This window comes from Pseudoduganella sp. jia 12 (assembly GCF_055502675.1).
The window spans coordinates 85,986-106,325 of sequence record NZ_JBUXKP010000001.1; the positions used below are offsets into that span (position 1 = coordinate 85,986).

Here is a 20,340-nt window from a genome sequence, read left to right on the forward strand (position 1 = left end):
ACACGGATGACGATCTTTATTTAAGTTTCCCCAAGGCACGCCGATAATGGGAAAGGACCAGCCTTGGCTGATGTGAGATTCACCCTTCGACCCGATCTTTCCATGACAAAGACCACCACATTCAATTTGCGCAACTGGAGCGTCGGCACACGCATCACGGCGATGACGTTCGGCCTGCTCTCCATTACGCTTGCGGCCCTGATCACGCTCATCAGCATGAGCACATCGCGGATGCTCGAAGAACGCGCGGTTTCCGCCACGCAGCAGGAACTGGCGGGCGTGAAGAATATGGTGGATCTGTTCAATACCGCCGTCACCAGCGAAGTCAATGCCTTTGCAAGAGTGCTGGCGGCCGAGTTCAAGGGCGATTTCTCGCTGGATCCGGCAGCTGCCGTCGAGGTTGGCGGCCGCAGCACGCCGGCGCTGAAGCTCGGCGACGCGGTGCTGAACAATGATTTCACGATTCCCGACCGCTTCACCGCGGCGAGCGGCGGCGGCGCCACCGTGTTCGTCGCTTCCGGCGACGATTTCATCCGCGTGTCGACCACCACCAAGAAGGAAGACGGCAGCCGCGCGGTCGGCACGGCCCTCGACCACAAGCACCCCGGCTATGCCGTGCTGCGCTCCGGCCAGAGCTACACCGGCCTGGCCACGCTGTTCGGCAAGCAGTTCATTACCCGCTATGATCCGGTGCGCGATGCCGCCGGCAAGGTGGTGGGCGTGCTGTACGTGGGCGTCGACGTGTCGAAGGAAATGGCCACGCTGAAGGAGCGGATCAAGTCGATCAAGGTGGGTACCACCGGTTATTTCTACGTGCTCGATGCCACGCCCGGTGCCAACTACGGCAAGCTGGTCGTGCACCCCAAGCTTGAAGGCGAGGTGATCCTCGATTCGAAGGATTCCGACGGGCGCCCGTTCATCCGCGAGATCCTGGAAAAGAAGGACGGCCTGATCACCTATCCATGGCTGAACCCGGACGAAACGACGCCCCGTGAAAAGATCGTGGCCTATTCCACGTTCAAGGACTGGAACTGGGTCATTGCCGGCGGCGCGTATCGCTCGGAAATCACGGCCGAGGCAACGAAGCTGCGCAACTGGTACATCGGGGCCGGCGTGGCAGCATTGCTGGGCTTCTCGGCCGTGATGTTCTTCGGCGTGCGTCGCTACATCACCCAGCCGCTGCGCCAGGTCGAACAGGCCGCCACGCAGATCGCCGCCGGCGACCTGACCGTGCAACTGGTCGTCGACGGCGATGACGAGATTGCCCGCATGACGCGCGCGATGAACGGCATCAGCGCCAGCCTGTCCGCCGTGGTGGGCCAGGTGCGCAGCGGTGCGGACCAGATCGCCCATGCCTCCGGCGAGATCGCCAGCGGCAACCAGGACTTGTCGGAACGTACCGAGCAACAGGCCGGCAACCTGGAAGAAACGGCCAGCTCGATGGAAGAACTGACCGCCACCGTGCGCCAGAATGCGGAAAACGCGCGCCAGGCCAACCAGCTGGCGCAGAGCGCTTCCGAAGTGGCGGCGCGGGGCGGCAACGTCGTGTCGCAAGTGGTCGATACGATGGGTTCGATCGATGCATCGGCGCGCAAGATCGTCGACATCATCGGCGTCATCGACGGTATCGCATTCCAGACCAATATCCTGGCGCTGAACGCGGCGGTGGAAGCGGCGCGCGCCGGCGAGCAGGGCCGCGGGTTCGCGGTCGTGGCCGGCGAAGTGCGCACGCTGGCGCAACGCAGCGCCGCCGCCGCGCACGAGATCAAGGCGTTGATCGGCAACTCGGTCGGCCAGGTGGAAGCGGGCAGCAAGCTCGTCGAACAGGCCGGCGCCACGATGCAGGAAGTGGTGGACAGCGTGCGCCGCGTCACGAACATCATGGCCGAGATCCGCACCGCCAGCGACGAACAGTCGGCCGGCATCGAGCAGGTCAACACGGCGATCACGCACATGGACCAGGTAACGCAGCAGAACGCGGCACTGGTCGAGGAAGCCGCGGCCGCGGCGGCCACGATGCAGGAGGAAGCGGCGGGCCTGGCGCGCATCGTGCGCCAGTTCCGGCTCGACGAAACGCAGGCAAAAAAAACCCGCGTCAGCGACGCGGGTGAAAGGATTCAAATCGGGAGAGATTTGAAAGAGCGAGGCCATCTTCTCACATCGACATGACACGGCCATGACATCGCACTTCGCGGGAGACTGGAAATAATCGCCGGCATCGCCACCGCACTGCGCCGGCGGTGCATCGCGGCGTGCCTGCTGCTGGCCGCCTGTGCCCCGGTGCGGGGTCCGGCCCCTCCTGCGCCCGCTTCGCCCCCCTCCTCGGCTTCGTCCGCACCTTCCTCCGCGCCCGTGCAGGCAGCCGATCCCTTCGCCGACCTGCTCGCCGGCCGGGCGTCCGGCCCGGTATGGACCATCACCGACGGTGCGCTGATCGCGGTAACGGTGCGCCGTGGCGGCGCGCTGGCCCGGCTCGGCCACGACCACGTGGTGGCGGCGCGCCGCATCGATGGCCACGTCGATCCGGCTGCCGGCCGGGCCGCGCTGCGCTTTCGCCTCGACGGCATGACGGTCGATGAAGCGGCGCTGCGCCGCGAAGCCGGGCTGGCGACACAGCCTTCGGCCGACGCCATCGCCGGCACCCGCGTCAACATGCTGACCAAAGTGCTCGATGCGGAAAACCATCCGTTCATCGAAGTGCGCGCACAGCGGACCGGTGCCGCCGGCGCCTTGCAGGCGGACATCACGCTGCACGGTGTCACGCGCCGGTACACCGTGCCCGCAACGGTCGACGCCACCCCGCAAGCCATCACGGCGCACGGCACGCTGGTGCTGAAACAGACCGATTTCGGCATCACGCCCTTTTCCGTGATGGGCGGCGCAATGGCCGTGCAGGACGCGCTGGAGATCCGCTTCGTACTGCCGGCTCGCCCGGCGGCGCCGGAAGCGGTACGATAGCGCCATGAAATGCAATCAGAACGGCGCCGACGGGCATGGCGCCGGCCAGCAAGATGTCATTCGGCACGACAACCGGGGCAACGATCCCTCGCCTCCCCGCGCAATATCGGGACTGACGGCCGGCCCGGTGGTTGCGCGCCCCGGTACCCGTGCCTGGGTTCGCATGCCATCCGGCAAGCGTCTCGATCTGCTCGACCCCACCCCGCTGGATTGGGAGGATGCCGACCTGGCCCTGGGCCTGGCGCGCACCTACCGCTGGGGCGGCCATTCGGCCTGGCCACTGCCGCTGTCGGTGGCCCAGCATTCGCTGACGGTGCTGCAATTGCGGCGCAATGCGGTACCGGCGCCGCTCGATCCGCTCATCGCGCTGCGCGAGCTGCTGCACGATGCGGAAGAAGGCCTGCTGGGCTTCGATTGCATCTCCGTCCTGAAGCCCTTTCTCGGTAGCGCATTCCGCGACCTGACGCAACGGCTGGAACAGGCCGTATTCCTGCGTTACGGCTTGCCGACATGGACGCCGGCCGCCTACCTCGCGCACAAGCGCGCCGATCGCCTTGCGGCTGCCAGCGAGGCGGTGCACGCTGTCGGCTGGTCGCCGGACGAAGTGCGCCGCACATTGAAGATCCGCATGCGGCCGCTGGCGGAGGATCCGCTGCACCCGATCTATGGTGGAAAGCCCTGGGAACCATGGCCGCCCGGACTGGCTGCCGAACGCTTCCTGGAAGAATTGCTGAGCTTAAACAGAAGCATCACTTGAGAGAACCTTGCTAACAGGCAGTTTTTAAAGCTTATTTTGTACTTATCCACTTCAGTTGTGGATAACGATGTGGACAAGCGGGGCTTGACAAGCCGGAGACTCAGTACTGGTGCGGGTTTCAACAAAATGCCCGTTCTTGAGGCAAATTTTTCGTCTTGTGAAATCAAGCACTTACAGATGGGTTCGGTAACCGCGGGAACCTCCGACCGCCGGCCGAAAAAAATATTCGCAGGCACCCTCCTCCTGTCGCCTGGTTGCCGTTGCAGGCGCAACCTTTGACAAAAATGCCGTTGAGGAATAGTGTCACCGTCAGGTAGTCTAATGCACGTCGCAGCGAGTGAATCATGCAAGTCAATACGGATGAAGCCAGCGAAGGCTGGATGATAGAAGACGACATGGCGGCCCCGGAAACCCAGGCGCCGGCCGGGCCGTTGCCCTGGAAAGTGCTGATTGTCGACGACGATGTCGACGTGCACGTCGTCACCAAATTCTCTCTCAGCAATGCACACTTCATGGGCCGGCGCCTGTGCTTCCTGCATGCCTACAGCAGCGAGGAAGCGCTGGCCGTGCTGCGCAGCCATGACGACACGGCGCTCGTGCTGCTCGATGTGATCATGGAGACGGCCGATGCGGGCCTGAAGGTGGCGCGGCGCATCCGCGACGAGCTGGGCAACCCGCTCGTGCGCGTGGTCCTTCGGACGGGCCAGCCCGGCCAGGCGCTGGAACACAGCATCATCCTGGACTACGATATCAACGATTTCTGGTGCAAGACCGACCTGACGACACGCAAGCTCTTCACGACCGTGATCGCATCGCTGCGCAGCTACCACAGCCTGCATGAAGCGGAGCAGCGCATTGCCCGCGCCGAGGCAGCATTGCGGTCGGTGCACGAATCGGCCGGGGAAGTACTTGCCGCGTTGCGTGCCGGGCAGGGCTGGAGCGGCGAACTCAGGCTGGGCGAACCCGCCGTGCCGGTGCACCTGCACGTCAGTCCCGGCGCCGAGCCAGGACAATTCACGGTGGACGGCCGGTTCGCCACGGATGGCACAGCGGACGGAACTGTATAGGCATACAGCCATCATCCGGCCAGTCACGTCGCCACATGGACATCCCGATAGCCGGCTTCATTCTGCGAGGCCAAGCTAAGTGGTGGATTCTGAAGCGTTTTTTCGAATATCCACACGGATTGGGGATAACTTTGTTGATAAGACACCCTTGACAACCCAAGAAGCCAGTAACGACGCCACTTTCCTTAAACTGCCCGTTCAAAAGGCAAACCCGGCCCTCAATAAAATCAAGCACTTGCGAGCCCATCGGTGAATTGGCATCACACTGTGCAAAAAAGTTCTCGATGATTCTTTTTCCCGGTTTTTGTGCATAACCCGGCAGTCGACCCGCCGTTGTCCCGCATGGCGCGGCGCGCCGCCCCGCACCGAATGTCGCCAGTGTTAGATGCCTCGCAGTTCACGCGGCCATGGCGCGCTATGCTGCGGCTTCTTCCAAGGAGACCATCATGAGCGAACCATTGAATCCCGGCGACGAAGCGGTACCCGGCACCCCCGGCAGCGGCGAAGACGTCTGCCCCGCCTGCCATGGCACGGGCAGGCTGGAGGATGGCAAGTCTTGCCAAAATTGCGGCGGCAGCGGTGTGATCCAGGAAGGCATCGGCGGCGGCTGAAGCTGCCAATCCCGGCACAGGCCGCTTCTGGCCAACGGAGCGCGTGGACACACGGCAACAGGGCGCGGATAATAGCGCCCCATGACCGATGCACCGACCCGCCCCCGCTCCCTGACGGAACTGTTCATTGCTTTCACCGTGCTGGCTTTGCAGGGCTTCGGCGGTGTGCTGCCCGTGGTGCAGCGCGAAATCGTCGAGCGGCGACGCTGGATGACGCACGACGACTTCATCGAGGAATGGGCCGTGGCACAGACCATGCCCGGGCCGAATGTGTGCAACCTGTCGCTCGTCATCGGCAGCCGGTTCTTCGGCTTGCGCGGCGCCGCCGTTGCCCTGCTGGGCCTGCTGCTGGTGCCGGCTCTCGTGGTGCTGACGCTCGGCTCCGTCTATTCCCATTATTCCAGCGATCCCCGCGTTGCCGGCGCGCTGCGTGGCATGGCCGCGGTGGCGGCCGGCATGATCGTCGCCACCGGCATCAAGCTCGCGGCCACGCTGCGCAAGCACCCGCTGCCGCTGGCCATCACGCTGCCCCTGGCGGCACTGGGCGTCATCGGCCTCGTCGTGGTGCGCATACCGATGCTGGCCGCCCTGCTCGTGCTGGGCGGCACCGGCTGCGTGCTGACCTGGCACAGGCTGAAGCCATGAATGGCGAAATCCAGATTGTCCTGGCGTGGCACGACTGGCTCGACCTGTTCGTCCATTACCTCGTGATATCGCTGATGTCGGTGGGCGGCACGATCGCCACCACGGCGGAAATGCACCGCTACCTCGTCGAGCAGCATGGCTGGCTGACGCAAACGCAGTTCAACGATTCGATCGCCATCGCCCAGGCGGCGCCCGGCCCGAACGTGCTGTTCGTGGCGCTGATGGGGTGGAACGTGGGCATGAACGCGGGCAGCTATGCCGCCGCGGCACTGGGCGTGGTGGTGACGATGGTCGGCGCCTTGCTCCCGTCCAGCGTGCTGATGCTGCTGGCAGCGAACTGGGGCCACCGCAACCGCGAGTTGCGCCTCGTGCGCGCATTCAAGCAGGGCATGGCGCCCCTCGTGATCGCGATGCTGGTATCGACCGGCATCGTCCTCGGCAGCGCGAACGGCAACGTCGCCACCGACTGGCCGCTGTACGCGGTGTCGGTGACGGCGGCGCTGGTGATCTGGCGCACCCGCATTCACCTGCTGTGGCTGCTGGCGGCGGGAGCCCTGCTGGGCGCGCTGGGCTGGCTGTAGCCGTCAGGCCGACGCCAGCCGGCGGTCCAGCGACCAGCGCCCCGCGCCGGCCAGCGCGATCGTGCCGAACACGATCAGCAGCAGCCAGCCGAACTGGCCCTGCTCGATCGACCAGTCGGGATGCACGAGCACCATCGACACGCCGAGCAGGAACAGCACGGGCAGGCAGGCCAGCCGCGTGAACAATCCCGCCGCGATGAGGAGCGGGCATGCCACCTCGGCGAACAGCGCGCAGGCCAGCGTGACGCCGCGCCCCATGTTCAGCGGGTCGTCGATGTGCGCGAGTTCCTGCTGCCAGTGCAGCAGCTTCGGCAGGCCATGCACCCACAGCAGCAGCGCGGCCCCCGCCAGGCGGGCGAACAGCAGGCCCGCATCCGGCGTGGAGGTTCCGATGAAGCGTTTCAGCATCTTTCCCTCCGGTTCACGTTATTGATTCTGGTAGCCGCCGTAGAACTTCACGGGGCTCCACTCGGGCAGCACGTTCGGTGCCGGCGGCGCGAGTTTGCCGAACGTATCGTTTGCATACACTACCTTGCCGTTCACGATCGTCAGCGCCGCTTCCAGGTTGCGGATGCCGTCGACGGGCATGGTGAAGTAATCCTGCGGCAGGATCACCAGGTCCGCGTACTGGCCGACGGCCAGCGTGCCTTTCAGCTTTTCCTCGCCGCTCATCCACGCACTGCCCCGGGTCATCAGCTGCAGCGCCTCGTGCCGCGACAGGCGGTCCTTGTCCTGCCAGATCTGCAGCCCGCCGGCCGTCTTGCCGGAGACCGCCCAGTAGACCGACGGCCACGGACCATAGCTGGACACGCGGGTGCCATCGGTGCCCAGCCCGACCGGAATGCCCATCTTCAGCATCGTGCGGATCGGCGGCATCTGGCGCGTCTGCGCGCCGTAACGCTTCCAGTACGCCTCGCCCTGGAAGTACATGCGGTTCTGCACGGCGATGCCGCCACCGAGCTTCTGCACCCTGGCCAATTGCGCGTCCGAGATCGTTTCGGCGTGGTCGAAGAACCAGCGCAGTCCCTTCAGCCCCAGCTCCCTGTCGACTTTTTCGATGACGGCCAGGTCGCGTTCGATCGATTCGCCATAGGTGGCGTGGATGCGGAACGGCCAGCGGTTCTTCACCAGCAGCTTCAGCACCGCTTCCAGCTCGCCTTCCATGTGCTCCGGCATGTCCGGACGCGGTTCCAGGAAGTTCTCGAAATCGGCCGCGCTCCACACGAGGTTTTCGCCGCCGCCTTCGGTGTTGTAGCCGTTCGCGTAGAACAGGTGATCGTTCTTGTCCGGCTTGGTCTGCGTGAGCCAGCGCTGGTAGTCTTCCAGCTCCTTGCCCGGCTTTTGCGCGAACAGGTAATACGACGTGCGCACCGTGAGCTTGCCATCCTTTGCCAGTTCGAGGCTGACGGCATAGTCGTCCGGGTAGGCCTGGCCGCCGCCGCCCGCGTCGATCGCGCTGGTGATGCCCAGCCGGTTCAGTTCGCGGTAGTACTGCTGCGTGGAATTGATCTGCTGGTCGCGCGGCAGCATGCCCGTCTTCGCCAGCGTGGAATACAGGATCAGCGCATTGGGCTTCGCGATCAGCAGCCCTGTCGGCTTGCCATCCGCGCCCAGTTCGACGACGCCTTCCTTGTACCGCGTGTCCTTGTCGTAGCCAAGGACCTGGATGCCCTTCTGGTTCAGGAAACCCAGGCCGTACAGGTACAGCAGGAACACCGGCCTGTCCGGCACGGCCTCGTTGATTTCGGCCAGCGTGGGCAGGCGCTTTTCCTCGAACTGGTATTCGTTCCAGCCGCCGACCACCTTGATCCACTGGCCTTCCGGCGTGCGGGCCGCCTGCTCCTTCAGCATTTCCAGCGCGCGTTTCAGCGACGTCACGCCATCCCAGCGCAGCTCGGCGTTGTAGTTCAGGCCTTCGCGGATGATGTGCAGATGCGAGTCGTTCAGGCCGGGAATCACCGTGCGGCCGCCCGCATCGATCACCTGCGTGTTGGCGGTTTTCTTCTTCAGCACCTGGGCATTCGTGCCCACGGCCGAGATCCTGCCGTTGTCGATCGCCACGGCCTGGACGAACTGCCCTTCCTTCACCATCGTCGCCACCTTGGCATTGGTGACGATCAGGTCGGTTGCCATGGATGTGTTGGTCCCTGCCGCCGCGATGGCGGCAGCGAGCATCAGTCGCTTCATGCTTTTTTCCTTTGGTTGGAACTAAAAAACTGCCGGGCGACCGCTGCCCGCTGGCCTTGCCGGGGATTACTCCTTGATCGCTTCGACCGACATCGTCAGCGTGATTTCGTCGCTGACGTTCGGCGCATACTTGCCGGCGTTGAATTCGGAGCGCTTGATGGTGGCGGTGGCATTCGCGCCGCAGGCATCCTTCTTCGCCATCGGGTGCGGCTGGCACTTGAACGACGTGACCTTCAGGTTCACCGGCTTGGTGATGCCCTTGATGGTCAGGTTGCCGTCAACCGAGGCCAGGCTGTCGCCGCTGAAATTGAACTTCGTCGACTTGAACGTGATGGTCGGGAATTTCTCCACGTCGAAGAAGTCGGCGCCCTTGATGTGGCTGTTGAACGTGTCGTTGCCCGTGTTGACGGACTTGGTGTCGATCGTGATCTCGGTCGAGCCGGTCTTGGCGGCACGGTCGATGGTGATCTTGCCCTTTGTCTTGTCGAAGCGGCTTTCCTGCGTCGAGAAACCGAGGTGGGTGTACGAGAAGCGCGCGAACGTGTGCGAGTCGTCGATCACATAGGTTTCCGGCGCGGCCAGTGCGGCGGTCGAGAAGCCGGCGGCCAGTGCGAGGGCGATCAGGTTTTTCATTTGTACTCTCCGGTGGTTAATCATCAGTTATCGATGCGGCATTATGTCCGCGGCCGGGAGTAGTGTAAAACGGAAAATTTACCCTTGTGCTATCGAAATTATCGATAGTGCGGCGCCCGCCGGAATGGAAACCATCATAGCCCGCGCGGGGCCGGCTTCCTATCTGCCAAAGGGGAAAGGCGGAAGTTACCGGGATGGCCTATGCAGCCTGGGAATTCCCGATGAGCCCGTGTCCCGGTGCCTGGCAGTCGGACTATAGTCCGACAACACAAGCTCAACATTAAAAAGAGGTCAGAATCCGGGTCGCTCATTGCTGCGAAGTGCAATGGCAGAGCCCGTGTCCCGGTGCCTGGCAGTCGGACTATAGTCCGACAACACGAGCTCGACACTAAAAAGATGTTGGAATCCGTGGCGGATCAGCGCGCCAGCAAGCGGTCCAGCAGCTTTTCCTCGAGCGCGGCGAAGGCGGGGTTGCCGCGATGGCGCGGACGCGGCAGGTCGACGGCGAGGTCGAGGGTGATGCGGCCCTCTTCGATCAGCAGCACGCGGTCGGCCAGCGCCACCGCTTCCTGCACGTCGTGCGTCACCAGCACGGCGGTGAAACCGCGCTGGCGCCACAGCGATTCGATCAGCTGCTGCATCTCGATGCGGGTCAGCGCGTCCAGGGCGCCCAGCGGTTCGTCGAGCAGCAGCAGCGACGGTTCATGCACCAGGGCGCGGGCCAGCGCCACGCGCTGCCGCTGGCCGCCGGACAATTGCGCCGGCCACGCATCGGCGCGGTCCGCAAGGCCCACGGCGGCGAGCGCGCCGGCGGCCGCGTGCAATCCATTCTGCAATCCCAGCGCGACGTTTTCCAGCACCGTCTTCCACGGCAGCAGCCGCGCTTCCTGGAACATCATGCGCAGCGGAGCTTCCCCCTGCCGGACGCCATTGCCCACGGCCACGCGGCCGCTGTCGACGGCGTCCAGCCCGGCGATCGTACGCAGCAGCGTGCTCTTGCCGCAGCCGCTGCGGCCGACGATGGCCACGAATTCGCCGGCCTTCAGTTCCAGCCCGACGCCATCGAGCACGCGGCGCTGGCCGAACGATTTCGTCAACCCTTCGAGGCGGACGCCCACGCCCTGCCGCGCCAATGGCCGCCGCGCGGGCGAAGCTTCCACCGGCTCGGGCGTGAAGGCAAACGGTTCGGTATCGATAGGTAACGTTGCATGCAGCATCTTGGTCTCTCGAATGAAGGTTCAGCTGTAACCCGGATTCCAGCGGAGCAGGCGGCGCTCCAGCGCACGGGCAACGAGGTCGGCTACCTTGCCAAGGATCGCGTACAGCAGGATCCCCACCAGCACCACGTCCGTCTGCAGGAATTCGCGGGCGTTCATCGTCATGTAGCCGATGCCGGCCTGCGCGGAAATCGTTTCCGCCACGATCAGCAGCACCCACACGAGGCCCAGCGAGAAACGCACGCCGACGAGGATCGACGGCAGCGCGCCCGGCAGGATCACGTCGCGGTACAGCGGCCAGCCCTTCAGGCCATAGGACTTCGCCATCTCGATCAGGCCCGCATCGGTGGCGCGGATGCCGTGGAACGTGTTCAGGTAGACCGGGAAGAACACGCCCACCGCCAGCAGGAACAGCTTGGCCGTTTCATCGATGCCGAACCACAGGATCACCAGCGGGATCAGGGCGAGGGCCGGGATGTTGCGCACCATTTGCAGCGTGGTGTCGAGCAGCGTTTCGGCGCGGCGGAAGCTGCCCGTCAGCAGGCCCAGGGCCAGCCCGAGGCCGGCGCCCACCGCAAAGCCGGACATGGCGCGCCACAGGCTCGTACGCAGGTGTTCCCACAGCTCGCCGGATGCGGCCAACGTCCAGAACGCGGTGGCCACGGCCAGCGGCTCGGGCAGGATCCGGGTCGACAGCCAGCCGGTGCGGGCCGAGATTTCCCATGCCAGCAGCAGGAAGATCGGCAGCAGCCACGGGGCCAGCGCCGCCTGCACGCGCGGCCAGGCACCCGGTCGCGCCGGAGCGGCGGGCGCGGAGGCAATCGCGGCGCTGGTCATCTCACGCCGCCTTCTTCGGCACAATGTCGGTGGCCATCACCTCGCCGAACGGCCCCGTGATCGACACCTCGCCCTGCTCCTTGCCCCGCAGTTTCCCATCCTTGAGGAGCGGGAACACGAGTTCGGCGAAGCGGTACGACTCTTCCAGGTGCGGGTAGCCGGAGAAGATGAACGTCTCGATGCCCAACTCCTGGTATTCGCGGATGCGCGCTGCCACCGTTTCGGCATCGCCCACCAGCGCCGTGCCGGCACCGCCGCGCACCAGGCCCACGCCGGCCCACAGGTTCGGCGACACTTCGAGCTTGTCGCGCCGGCCGCCGTGCAGCGCGGCCATGCGGCGCTGGCCCTCCGAATCCATGCGGGCAAACGAGGCCTGCGCCTTGGCGATCACTTCGTCGTCCAAGTGCGAGATCAGCTTGTCGGCCGCCTGCCATGCTTCCTCGTTCGTTTCGCGCACGATCACGTGCAGGCGAATGCCGAACTTCACGGTGCGGCCATGCGCCGCGGCGCGGCGGCGGATGTCGGCGATCTTGTCGGCCACCGCGGCAGGCGGCTCGCCCCACGTCAGGTACACGTCCATCTGCTCGGCCGCCAGCTCGTGCGCCGCTTCCGACGAACCGCCGAAGTACAGCGGCGGGTACGGTTTCTGTACGGCCGGGTACAGCGTTTTTGCGCCTTTCACTTGCAGGTGCTTGCCGTCGAAGTCGAAGCCGGCATCGCCGCCCTCGCCGGACAGCGCGCCGCGCCAGATGCGGATGAATTCATCCGAGATCTCGTAGCGTTCGGCGTGATCGGCGGTCAGGCCATCGGCGGCCAGTTCGGCGGGGTCGCCGCCGGTAACGACGTTGATCAGGAGGCGCCCGTTCGACAGCCGGTCGAACGTGGCGGCCATCCGCACCGCCAGGCCGGGCGTGGACAACCCGGGCCTGACGGCGACGAGGAACTTGAGGTTCTTCGTCGCGTGAATGAGCGAGGATGCGACTACCCAGGCATCCTCGCACGAGCGCCCGGTGGGCAGGAGCACGCCGTCGTAGCCCAGCGTGTCGGCCGCCACGGCCACCTGCCGGAGGTAGTCGGCATCGACGGCGCGCGCGCCTTTCGACGTGCCAAGGTAACGGCTGTCGCCGTGGGTGGGAATGAACCAGAACAGATTCAAAGACATGAATACTCCGTAAAGATGGTTACTTTGCCGATGCCAGCACGGCATCCTTGATGGCGATGGGTTTCGGGATCAGCTTCAGGGCTGCAAAGGCATCGGCGATCTTCTGCTGCTCGCGCAGCACTTCGTTCGACACGGGCTTCACGCCATAGCTGTAGCGCGAAGCGGCCAGTTCGACGACGGCCGGATCGAGCCCGGTCTGGGCGGACAGGATCGCCGACACTTCCCTGGCGTTGTCGCGGCCCCAGTCGTCGACCTTGGCGATCTCCTCCAGCAGCACCTTCTGCAGTGCCGCGTTGTCCCGTGCCCAGCCGCGCGAGGCCAGGTAGAACTGGTGGTTGGCGACCAGTCCCTTGCCGTCGACCAGCACGCGGGCGCCAAGCTGCTTCTGCGCCGCGGCAAAGAACGGATCCCAGATCACCCATGCGTCCACCGAGCCGCGCTCGAACGCGGCGCGCGCGTCGGCCGGCGGCAGGTAGACGGGCTGGACATCCTTGTAGGCCACGCCGGCCTGTTCCAGCGCCCGCAGCAGCAGGTAGTGCACGTTGGAGCCCTTGTTCAGCGCCACGCGCTTGCCCTTCAGCTGGGCGACGCTCGCAAGCTTGGAATCTTTTTGGACGATGATCGCCTCGCTGTGCGGCGACGGCGGCTCGTTGCCCACATAGACCAGTGCGGCGCCCGCGGCCTGCGCGAAGATCGGTGGCGCCTCGCCCACGGTGCCGAAATCGATGCTGCCCACATTCAGGCCTTCGAGCAGTTGCGGGCCGGCCGGGAATTCCGTCCACCGCACCGTCACGCCTTGCGGCGCCAGGCGTTTTTCCAGCGTGCCGCGCCCCTTCAGCAGCGTGAGCGTGCCGTATTTCTGGTAACCGATGCGCAGTACCTTTCGCGGTTCCTTGTTCTCTTGCGCCTGGGCCAGCGGCGCGAATCCGGCAGCCGTGGCCCCGAAGGCCGCGGCCACGAGCAAAGCAAGCGTGCGGCGGCGGACCGTGCGTTCTTGCGGTGCCGTCATCATGCGGCCTGCGACACGTACGGGTGATCCTGCAGCGAACGCACCGGGGCGCGCGCCGCTTCCTCAGCCGCGGTTCTGTAGCCCAGTGCCCGGTCCAGCGTGGCCACACCGGCGGCCACCCGCACGGCGATCTCCGGTGCCAGCAGCACGCCTTCGTGCTCGCTCCATTGCACCTGCTGCGACGTGGCATAGATGCTGGTCAGTACCTGGTCCGCTTCGAGCGCATGCAGCACGGGGCGCAGCGCATAGTCCAGCGCCAGCAGGTGCGACTGGCTGCCGCCCGTCGCCACCGGCAGCACGATCTTGCCGGCCAGGCCGTTCTGCGGCAGCAGGTCCAGGAAGGCTTTCAGCACGCCGGAATATGCCGCCTTGTAGACAGGGGTGGCGACGATCACCGCATGGGCATCGGCCACTTCGGCCAGCGCGGCGCGCACCACGGCGTCCGTGTTGTCGGCCGCCAGCAATGCCTGCGCAGGCAGGTCGCGCACGTTGAGTCGCGTGGTGCGGTAGCCGTGGGCGGCCAGCTTGTCGCCGATATGGTGCAGCAGGCGGCTGGAGGTGGAAGGAACGGCGGGGCTGCCGGAAATCAGGAGGATGCTCATGTGGTTTCGCCTTGTCTTGACAATTCGGTGATTGCAAGGCTACGGCAGCATCCCTTATCTCAGAACGAATCCTTTCGCACTTCGATATGTGATTTTCCGGGCATGATTTTCCCGCATATGGAAGCGTGCTTTTCTTCCTGGACGTCCCGGCAGAGCGGGCGCCATACTGGCCACGTCTTCCTCATCCCTGCGCTGCGCGCGCACGGTAGCGCCCATTCGCGGTGCCATCGTCCATAATCGGTGGAAACAGGAGACGACGATGGACGATATCAAGTATGACCTCAAGGATGGCCTCAAGGACGAGGTCAAGGACGACTACACGATCGCGGCACGCTGCCTCGATCCCACCGAGGCCCATGTGCTGCGCGGCTGCCTGCATGCCGCGGGCATCGCCGCCACCGTGGCCGACGACCACCATTCCCAGGTCGACCAGCTGATCTCGCCCGCGATGGGCGGCGCGCGCGTGCTCGTGCACGAGCGCGACCTGGCCGCCGCGAAGGAAATACTGGCCGCCTATGAGCGCGGCGACCTGGCGCTGAAGGATGGCGAAGTGCCCGAGTAGCGGCGCCTCAGTCGCTGCGCGTCTGCGCCTGCGATACGTTGCTGTGCGGCGGCACGCTCTGTGTCAGCCACACGTTGCCGCCGATGGTGGAGCCGGCGCCGATCGTGATGCGGCCCAGCACGGTGGCGCCGGCGTAGATCACCACGTCGTCCTCGACGATCGGGTGGCGCGGCGTGCCCTTGATGAGCATGCCCGACGCATCGGTCGGGAAGCGTTTCGCGCCCAGCGTCACGTGCTGGTACAGCCGCACGCGCTCGCCGAGGATCGCCGTTTCGCCGATCACGACGCCGGTGCCGTGGTCGATGAAGAAGCTGGCGCCGATCCGCGCGCCCGGGTGGATGTCGACGCCCGTCAGCGAGTGGCTGATGTCGCAGATCATGCGCGCCAGGAACGGCGAGCCGAGCTTGTGCAGCTGGTGCGCCAGCCGGTAGTACAGGATCGCGATCGTGCCCGGATAGCACAGCATGATCTCGGCGATGGACGTGGCCGCCGGGTCGCCCGCGTAGGCGGCCTGCACGTCCGACACCAGCAAACCGCGGATTTCCGGCAGGCTGGCGGCGAAGGCGCGGGTGATGTCGTGCGCCTTCTGGGTCAGCGTTTCCTCGGCCAGGTCGGCATCGTCGGCGAACTGCAGGCCACGGCGCACCTGTTCCGTCAGCCGGTTCAGCGTGGTATTGAGCGTGTCGCCGACGAAATAATCGATGCTCTCGTCCGTCAGGTTCGGCCGTCCGTAGTGGGTGGGGAACAGCACGGCGGACAGGCCGTTGACGATGGTGGTCAGCGCCTCGCGCGATGGCAGCTCGCGCACGCGGCGCTGGTGGCGGATGTTGTGGGTGGCCTCGCGCGAAACGCGCAGCGCCGCAACCACGGCATCCAGGTCCCAATGGGCGGGCTTCACGCCGGTGCCGTCGAAGGTATCGATAGTCATGTTCTTCATCTACTCATGTGGCGCGCAGGTCGCGCGCACGCGCATTCTACGAAAATCCGCGGCGGCCCGGTTATGCAATCAGCGCATATCGATATGACCGGCCATGCGGTCGGGGCCTGTGCGGCGGGCGCGGCAACCATCGCAGGGCTGGCGTACAATACGCGCCCGAAAAACAATAACGATACTCTTTCCATGAATATCCTGCTGACGGTGCTGCTGGCCGGCTTGACGATGGTGGGGCCGCTGGCCATCGATACCTACCTGCCTTCGTTCCCCGCGATCGCCGCCGAGTTCGGCGCCACGCCGATCGCGATCCAGCAGACCCTGTCGCTGTTCCTGTTCTGCTTCGCGTTCATGATGCTGTTCTACGGCACGCTGTCGGACACGCTCGGCCGCCGGCCGGTGATCCTGTGGTCGCTGGTGGCCTATGTCATCGCCTCGGTGGGCGGCGCGCTGGCCGGCTCGCTGGGCTTCCTGCTGCTCTGCCGCGTGCTGCAGGGCCTGTCGTCCGGCGCCGGCACGGTGGTCGGCCGCGCGATCGTGCAGGACCGCTTCGAAGGCGCCGATGCGCAGAAGATCCTCGGCCACATCATGATGGTGTTCGGGCTGGCGCCCGCGCTCGCGCCGATCATCGGCGGCTGGCTGCAGGTGTCGATGGGCTGGCGCTCGATCTTCTGGTTCCTGGCACTGTTCGGCGTGGTGATGTTCGTGGCCGTGTGGCGCTGGCTGCCGGAAAGCCTGCCGCACGAAAAACGCCATCCGTTCGAACTGAAACCGATCGCGGCGAATTACCTGAAGGTGCTGCGCCACCGCCGCTTCCTGCTGCTGTCGGCCGCGCTGGGCGTGGCGTTCGGCGGCTTCGCACTGTATATCGGCTCGGCAGCCTACTTCATCATGAACATCCTGCACCTGCCGGAAACGGCGTTCGGCTGGCTGTTCATTCCGCTGGTGGCGGGCATGGTGGTGGGCTCGGGCCTGTCGGGCAAGCTGGCGCGCTCCCGCACGCAGGCGCAGCTGGTCTGGATGAGCTACGGCGGCATGGCCGCCGCCGCGTTGGCCAACGTGGCGTACACGTATTTCTTCCCGGCCGAGGTACCGTGGGCCGTGCTGCCGCTGTTCTTCTATTCGCTGGCACTGGCGCTGGCGATGCCGCCGCTGTCGCTGCTGGCAATGAACCTGTTCCCCGACAACAGCGGCCTGGCCGCCTCCCTGCAGTCGTTCATCCAGATGACGCTGTTCGCGCTCGTGTCGGGACTCGTTGCGCCGCTGCTGTTCGACAGCGCGTTCAAGCTGGCCTGTGGGGTGCTGGGCTGCCTGGTGGTCAGCCTGCTGTGCTGGATTCCCGCACGGCGCGGGTGATCCGGCCCAGCCCCCCTACGGCGGCAGTAAGGGGAACTGCGGGGCTGCCTGGTGGTCAGCCTGCTGTGCTGGATTCCCGCACGGCGCGGGTGATCCGGCCCAGCCCCCCCCACGGCGGCAATAAGGGGAACTGCGGGGCTGTTTAGTGGTCAGCCTGCTGTGCTGGATTCCCGCACGGCGCGGGTGATCCGGTTGATCCGGCCAGCGCCCTCACGCAATCGTTACGGCCACGGGGCCGGCGTCACATCCAGGTATTGCGGGCCGCCATCTTCCGGCTCCGGCGCGGCCGGATCGCCGGACCGTTGCGGCTCCTGCTTCAGCTTCTGCTCGGGCGGCAGCCCAAGGCCGAGGATTTCCTTGCGGCCTTCGACGAAATCGCTCGTCGACAGCCGGTGTTCGGTGTCGGGCCAGTTGGCGATGGCCCAGTTCTGCACTTCCTCGTAGCGTTTCCAGACTTCCGCCACGAACCTGCGGCGTTCCTCATCTTCCAGTGGCATGGTGATCCTCCGTTGTGTTTTTACTACTGTACACGACGGGACGGAATTCGGGCGCAGCGTAACGGGGCCTTGCCGCAATTACGCCGGCACGATGCGGTAGGCGCAGCGCCGTGCGCCGGCGAGCTGGTGTTCGGTGCGCTCCACATTGCAGCCGGGGCCCAGCACGCGCTGGAACACGTCGAGCTCGGAGCGGCAGAATTGCTGGCAGCTGCGGGCGGCGGCGCAGATCGGGCAGTGGTTTTCCACCAGCAGCAGGCTGCCGTCCGGCTGCGTTTCCACCTCGGCCATGTAGCCTTCCACGTCGCGCGCATGGGCCAGCGCCGCCACCCGCTCGGACATGGCGGTGGCGGTGCCGATCGTGTCGCGATAGAACGCTTCGCTGGCGGCTTCGCGGGAGACGATCAGCCGGTCCATCGCCTCGTCGCCGAACAGCGTGCGCACCTGGTCGATCAGCGCCACGGTGAGATCGGCATGGCGGTCCGGGAAGCGGGCGTGGCCGGCATCGGTCAGCAGCCAGCGCCGCGCCGGGCGCCCTACTTTCTCGGCCACGTCCTCGAAGGCCACGAGCCCTTTTTCCTCGGCCGCCTCGAGGTGGCGCCGTGCGCCCATCGACGTCAGTTCCAGCAGGTCGGCCAGCTGCTGCGCCGTTTTCGGCCCGCGCGTCTTGAGCAGGAAGAGGATGCGCTCGGACGTGTTCATCAATGAATTCCTTTCAACGAATGGTGCCCAAGGCCGGTGCCAGCTCGCGGCGCCAGCCATGCAGGCGCCAGCCGGCCCACAGGCTCGCCGCGGCGCCCACCGCCAGCACGAGACGGGTATCGACCAGGACCAGCACGGCACCGACGAGCGCCATCAGGATCGTGGCCAGGCAGAACGTCGTCGACATCAGGCCCATCACTGCGCCCTGTCCGTGTTCGGCGAAACGCTCCGCGGCCCATGGCTGCACGGTCGCGTTGAAAAAGGCGTTCGGGATGCCGAACAGCGTGATCGCCGCCAGCCCCATCCACAGATTGCCGGCCGCCACGCAGCCGACCGCGAGCGCGATGCCCCAGGCAAACCAGCCGGCCATGCGCAGCGACTCCGCGCCCGAGCACTGGCCCATCATGCGCCCCGCCACCACCGACGCGGCGGTCATGATGCCGCACATGGCCATGTTGATCAGCGCGATGCGGGCCGCATCGTAGTGGCCCTCTTCGACCAGCCACAGCGGATAGAACTCGTAGAACGCGGCCACGCCGCAAAAACCCGCCAGCTGGATGAAGAACAGCGTGCGGGGCTCGCCATGGCGCAGCAGGTTCAGCGCATGGCGGTGCCGTGCCACCTGCCACAGCGACGTGGTTTCCTGCGACGCCGGCTCGCGCGGCAGCGCCAGCGCCGCCAGCAGCCCGGCCAGCAGCAGCGCGCCGATCGCGGCGGCAAACGGCACCACGATGCCGAAGCCGAGCGTGAGGCCGGCCAGCATCGGCCCCACCAGCCAGCCCAGGTGGAAGGCGCCGTTCACTAGCGACAGGCCGCGTGCCCGCTCGGCCCCCGTGAATTTTTCCGCGATCAGCGCGCGGCAGATCGAGCCGTTGCCTTCCAGCAGGCCGGTCGCGAAGCGCGCCACGATGAACAGCGGATACGATTCCAGCACCAGCGCGTATGCCGTCAGCGCATGGCCGGCGGCGGCGCCGAACGCGGTGCCGAGCAGCAGGGGGCGGCGGCCGTAGCGGTCCGACAACGGCCCCAGCAAGGTGGCACCGATCAGCAGGCCAACGGGATTGATGGCCAGCGCGATGCCGAACAGCAGCTTCGGTGGCAGGCCCAGGAACGCGTTGAGGCCGTTCGCGGCACCCGAGGCGAACAACGGCGGCAGGATCGGATACGGCAGCGAAGCGCCGACGGTCGACAGCAGCGCCAGCAGGCAAGCCGCCGTGAGCAGGAGAAGATGGTTCATGCGCCGACTATACGGCGAACCCGACAATATGTAAACTTTTTAATTTACTAAATACCCATCAGTGCTCGCTTAGTGCGGCAGGTGCCGTTGCACCCACGCCAGGATACCGCTCGTGTCCATCGCGCCGGGCTGGCGTGCCACTTCGCGCCCGGCGTGGAACAGCGCCAGCGTGGGAATGCTGCGGATGCCGAAGCGCGCGCCGATGTCCTGGTTCGCTTCCGTGTCCACCTTCGTCACGCGCACCCGCGGCTCCAGCTGCCGGGCGGCCTGGGCATAGAACGGCGCCATGCTGCGGCATGGACCGCACCATGGCGCCCAGAAATCCACCAGCACGGGGAGGTCGCTGCGTTCGATATGCTTCAGGAACCTTGCGCCGGACAGGTCGACCGGCTGCCCGGTAAACAGCGAAGCCTGGCACTTGCCGCACGTGGGCGCTTCGCCGAGCCGTTCCGGCGGCACGCGGTTGACGGCGTCGCAGTGGGGGCAAACGGTGTGCAAGGGGTCGGTCATGAATTTTCCTGTGCGTTGCGGTTCTTGACGATGCCACGGACATTGGTGGCGGCAAGGCAGCAGTTTAACGCGATCAATGCCCGGGCATCGTCATGCACGCCCCAGGTGATCCACATCGCGTTACTGACCAGGAAAACAATGAAACCGGCCAGGCGCCGGCCCGGCCGCTGCGACGCCACCAGCCACGCCGCCAGCAGCGATGCGGCCATGGCCGGCCACTGCAATAAATCGATCCAGTCTCCCATCCGGACGCTCCATGCTCATCGATAGAACCGCGAGTGT

At 65.8% G+C, this 20,340-nt stretch carries 23 protein-coding genes; 9 read left to right on the forward strand and 14 right to left on the reverse strand.

Annotated features, from left to right (window positions below; genetic code table 11):
- The first annotated feature begins 102 nt into the window (after positions 1-102).
- The 7 genes from ACY65G_RS00365 to ACY65G_RS00395 all read left to right on the forward strand — a co-directional run bounded on the left by ACY65G_RS00365 (position 103) and on the right by ACY65G_RS00395 (position 6,619).
- The gene (locus ACY65G_RS00365; protein WP_464995394.1) at positions 103-2,169 is read left to right on the forward strand and encodes a methyl-accepting chemotaxis protein; all 2,067 of its coding nucleotides are present in this window, start codon (positions 103-105) and stop codon (positions 2,167-2,169) included.
- 183 nt (positions 2,170-2,352) lie between these two features.
- Complete coding sequence (locus tag ACY65G_RS00370) at positions 2,353-2,958, forward strand: YceI family protein (RefSeq protein ID WP_464995395.1); 606 nt, start codon at positions 2,353-2,355, stop codon at positions 2,956-2,958.
- 163 nt (positions 2,959-3,121) lie between these two features.
- Entirely contained in the window at positions 3,122-3,715 is a 594-nt protein-coding gene (locus ACY65G_RS00375) for a phosphohydrolase (protein ID WP_464995887.1), read from the forward strand.
- Positions 3,716-4,059: 344 nt separating this feature from the next.
- On the forward strand, positions 4,060-4,782 hold the full coding sequence (locus tag ACY65G_RS00380; protein ID WP_464995396.1) for a response regulator: 723 nt from the start codon (positions 4,060-4,062) through the stop codon (positions 4,780-4,782).
- A 446-nt stretch (positions 4,783-5,228) separates the two neighbouring features.
- Complete coding sequence (locus ACY65G_RS00385; protein ID WP_464995397.1) at positions 5,229-5,393, forward strand: hypothetical protein; 165 nt, start codon at positions 5,229-5,231, stop codon at positions 5,391-5,393.
- Positions 5,394-5,474: 81 nt separating this feature from the next.
- Entirely contained in the window at positions 5,475-6,038 is a 564-nt protein-coding gene (locus ACY65G_RS00390; protein WP_464995398.1) for a chromate transporter, read from the forward strand.
- On the forward strand, positions 6,035-6,619 hold the full coding sequence (locus ACY65G_RS00395; protein ID WP_464995399.1) for a chromate transporter: 585 nt from the start codon (positions 6,035-6,037) through the stop codon (positions 6,617-6,619). The genes ACY65G_RS00390 and ACY65G_RS00395 overlap by 4 nt, the downstream gene beginning before the upstream one ends.
- A gap of 3 nt (positions 6,620-6,622) precedes the next feature.
- Here the strand turns inward: ACY65G_RS00395 and ACY65G_RS00400 are convergent, their stop codons facing one another.
- The 8 genes from ACY65G_RS00400 to ssuE all read right to left on the reverse strand — a co-directional run bounded on the left by ACY65G_RS00400 (position 6,623) and on the right by ssuE (position 14,266).
- Positions 6,623-7,027 carry a DoxX family protein gene (locus ACY65G_RS00400; RefSeq protein WP_464995400.1) on the reverse strand — a complete coding sequence of 135 codons (405 nt, stop codon included), beginning with the start codon at positions 7,025-7,027 and terminating at the stop codon, positions 6,623-6,625.
- A gap of 18 nt (positions 7,028-7,045) precedes the next feature.
- On the reverse strand, positions 7,046-8,806 hold the full coding sequence (locus tag ACY65G_RS00405) for an amidohydrolase (RefSeq protein WP_464995401.1): 1,761 nt from the start codon (positions 8,804-8,806) through the stop codon (positions 7,046-7,048).
- A 66-nt stretch (positions 8,807-8,872) separates the two neighbouring features.
- Positions 8,873-9,439, reverse strand: a complete 567-nt coding sequence (locus tag ACY65G_RS00410) for a YceI family protein (protein ID WP_464995402.1) — start codon at positions 9,437-9,439, stop codon at positions 8,873-8,875.
- A 416-nt stretch (positions 9,440-9,855) separates the two neighbouring features.
- Positions 9,856-10,656 carry an ATP-binding cassette domain-containing protein gene (locus tag ACY65G_RS00415; protein ID WP_464995403.1) on the reverse strand — a complete coding sequence of 267 codons (801 nt, stop codon included), beginning with the start codon at positions 10,654-10,656 and terminating at the stop codon, positions 9,856-9,858.
- A gap of 21 nt (positions 10,657-10,677) precedes the next feature.
- Positions 10,678-11,493: an aliphatic sulfonate ABC transporter permease SsuC gene (gene ssuC, locus ACY65G_RS00420; RefSeq protein WP_464995404.1), complete on the reverse strand. Its 816-nt coding sequence runs from the start codon at positions 11,491-11,493 to the stop codon at positions 10,678-10,680.
- 1 nt (position 11,494) lies between these two features.
- Entirely contained in the window at positions 11,495-12,649 is a 1,155-nt protein-coding gene (gene ssuD / locus ACY65G_RS00425; RefSeq protein WP_464995888.1) for an FMNH2-dependent alkanesulfonate monooxygenase, read from the reverse strand.
- A 25-nt stretch (positions 12,650-12,674) separates the two neighbouring features.
- Entirely contained in the window at positions 12,675-13,667 is a 993-nt protein-coding gene (locus tag ACY65G_RS00430; protein WP_464995405.1) for a sulfonate ABC transporter substrate-binding protein, read from the reverse strand.
- Positions 13,664-14,266, reverse strand: coding sequence for an NADPH-dependent FMN reductase (gene ssuE, locus ACY65G_RS00435; RefSeq protein ID WP_464995406.1), 603 nt, complete (start codon positions 14,264-14,266; stop codon positions 13,664-13,666). The genes ACY65G_RS00430 and ssuE overlap by 4 nt, the downstream gene beginning before the upstream one ends.
- Positions 14,267-14,525: 259 nt before the next feature.
- Here ssuE and ACY65G_RS00440 point away from each other — a divergent pair, with 259 nt between their 5' ends.
- A complete protein-coding gene (locus tag ACY65G_RS00440; RefSeq protein ID WP_464995407.1) occupies positions 14,526-14,828 on the forward strand; it encodes a putative signal transducing protein in 303 nt (100 codons plus the stop codon).
- 7 nt (positions 14,829-14,835) lie between these two features.
- Here ACY65G_RS00440 and epsC read toward each other — a convergent pair whose 3' ends face one another.
- Entirely contained in the window at positions 14,836-15,756 is a 921-nt protein-coding gene (gene epsC, locus ACY65G_RS00445; protein WP_464995408.1) for a serine O-acetyltransferase EpsC, read from the reverse strand.
- A gap of 192 nt (positions 15,757-15,948) precedes the next feature.
- On the opposite strand from epsC, the gene ACY65G_RS00450 reads away from it, so the two are divergent.
- Entirely contained in the window at positions 15,949-17,115 is a 1,167-nt protein-coding gene (locus tag ACY65G_RS00450) for a multidrug effflux MFS transporter (protein ID WP_464995409.1), read from the forward strand.
- Between the two features lie 221 nt (positions 17,116-17,336).
- On the opposite strand, the gene ACY65G_RS00455 is transcribed toward ACY65G_RS00450, so the two are convergent.
- From ACY65G_RS00455 to ACY65G_RS00475, 5 genes are all read right to left on the reverse strand, one after another.
- Positions 17,337-17,612 (reverse strand): hypothetical protein, encoded by a 276-nt coding sequence (locus ACY65G_RS00455; RefSeq protein WP_464995410.1) that lies wholly within the window; start codon positions 17,610-17,612, stop codon positions 17,337-17,339.
- 78 nt (positions 17,613-17,690) lie between these two features.
- Complete coding sequence (locus tag ACY65G_RS00460) at positions 17,691-18,311, reverse strand: helix-turn-helix transcriptional regulator (RefSeq protein ID WP_464995411.1); 621 nt, start codon at positions 18,309-18,311, stop codon at positions 17,691-17,693.
- Positions 18,312-18,324: 13 nt separating this feature from the next.
- On the reverse strand, positions 18,325-19,548 hold the full coding sequence (locus tag ACY65G_RS00465) for an MFS transporter (protein ID WP_464995412.1): 1,224 nt from the start codon (positions 19,546-19,548) through the stop codon (positions 18,325-18,327).
- Positions 19,549-19,617: 69 nt separating this feature from the next.
- Complete coding sequence (gene trxC, locus ACY65G_RS00470) at positions 19,618-20,058, reverse strand: thioredoxin TrxC (protein ID WP_464995413.1); 441 nt, start codon at positions 20,056-20,058, stop codon at positions 19,618-19,620.
- A complete protein-coding gene (locus tag ACY65G_RS00475) occupies positions 20,055-20,303 on the reverse strand; it encodes a hypothetical protein (protein WP_464995414.1) in 249 nt (82 codons plus the stop codon). The genes trxC and ACY65G_RS00475 overlap by 4 nt, the downstream gene beginning before the upstream one ends.
- Positions 20,304-20,340 lie beyond the last annotated feature (37 nt).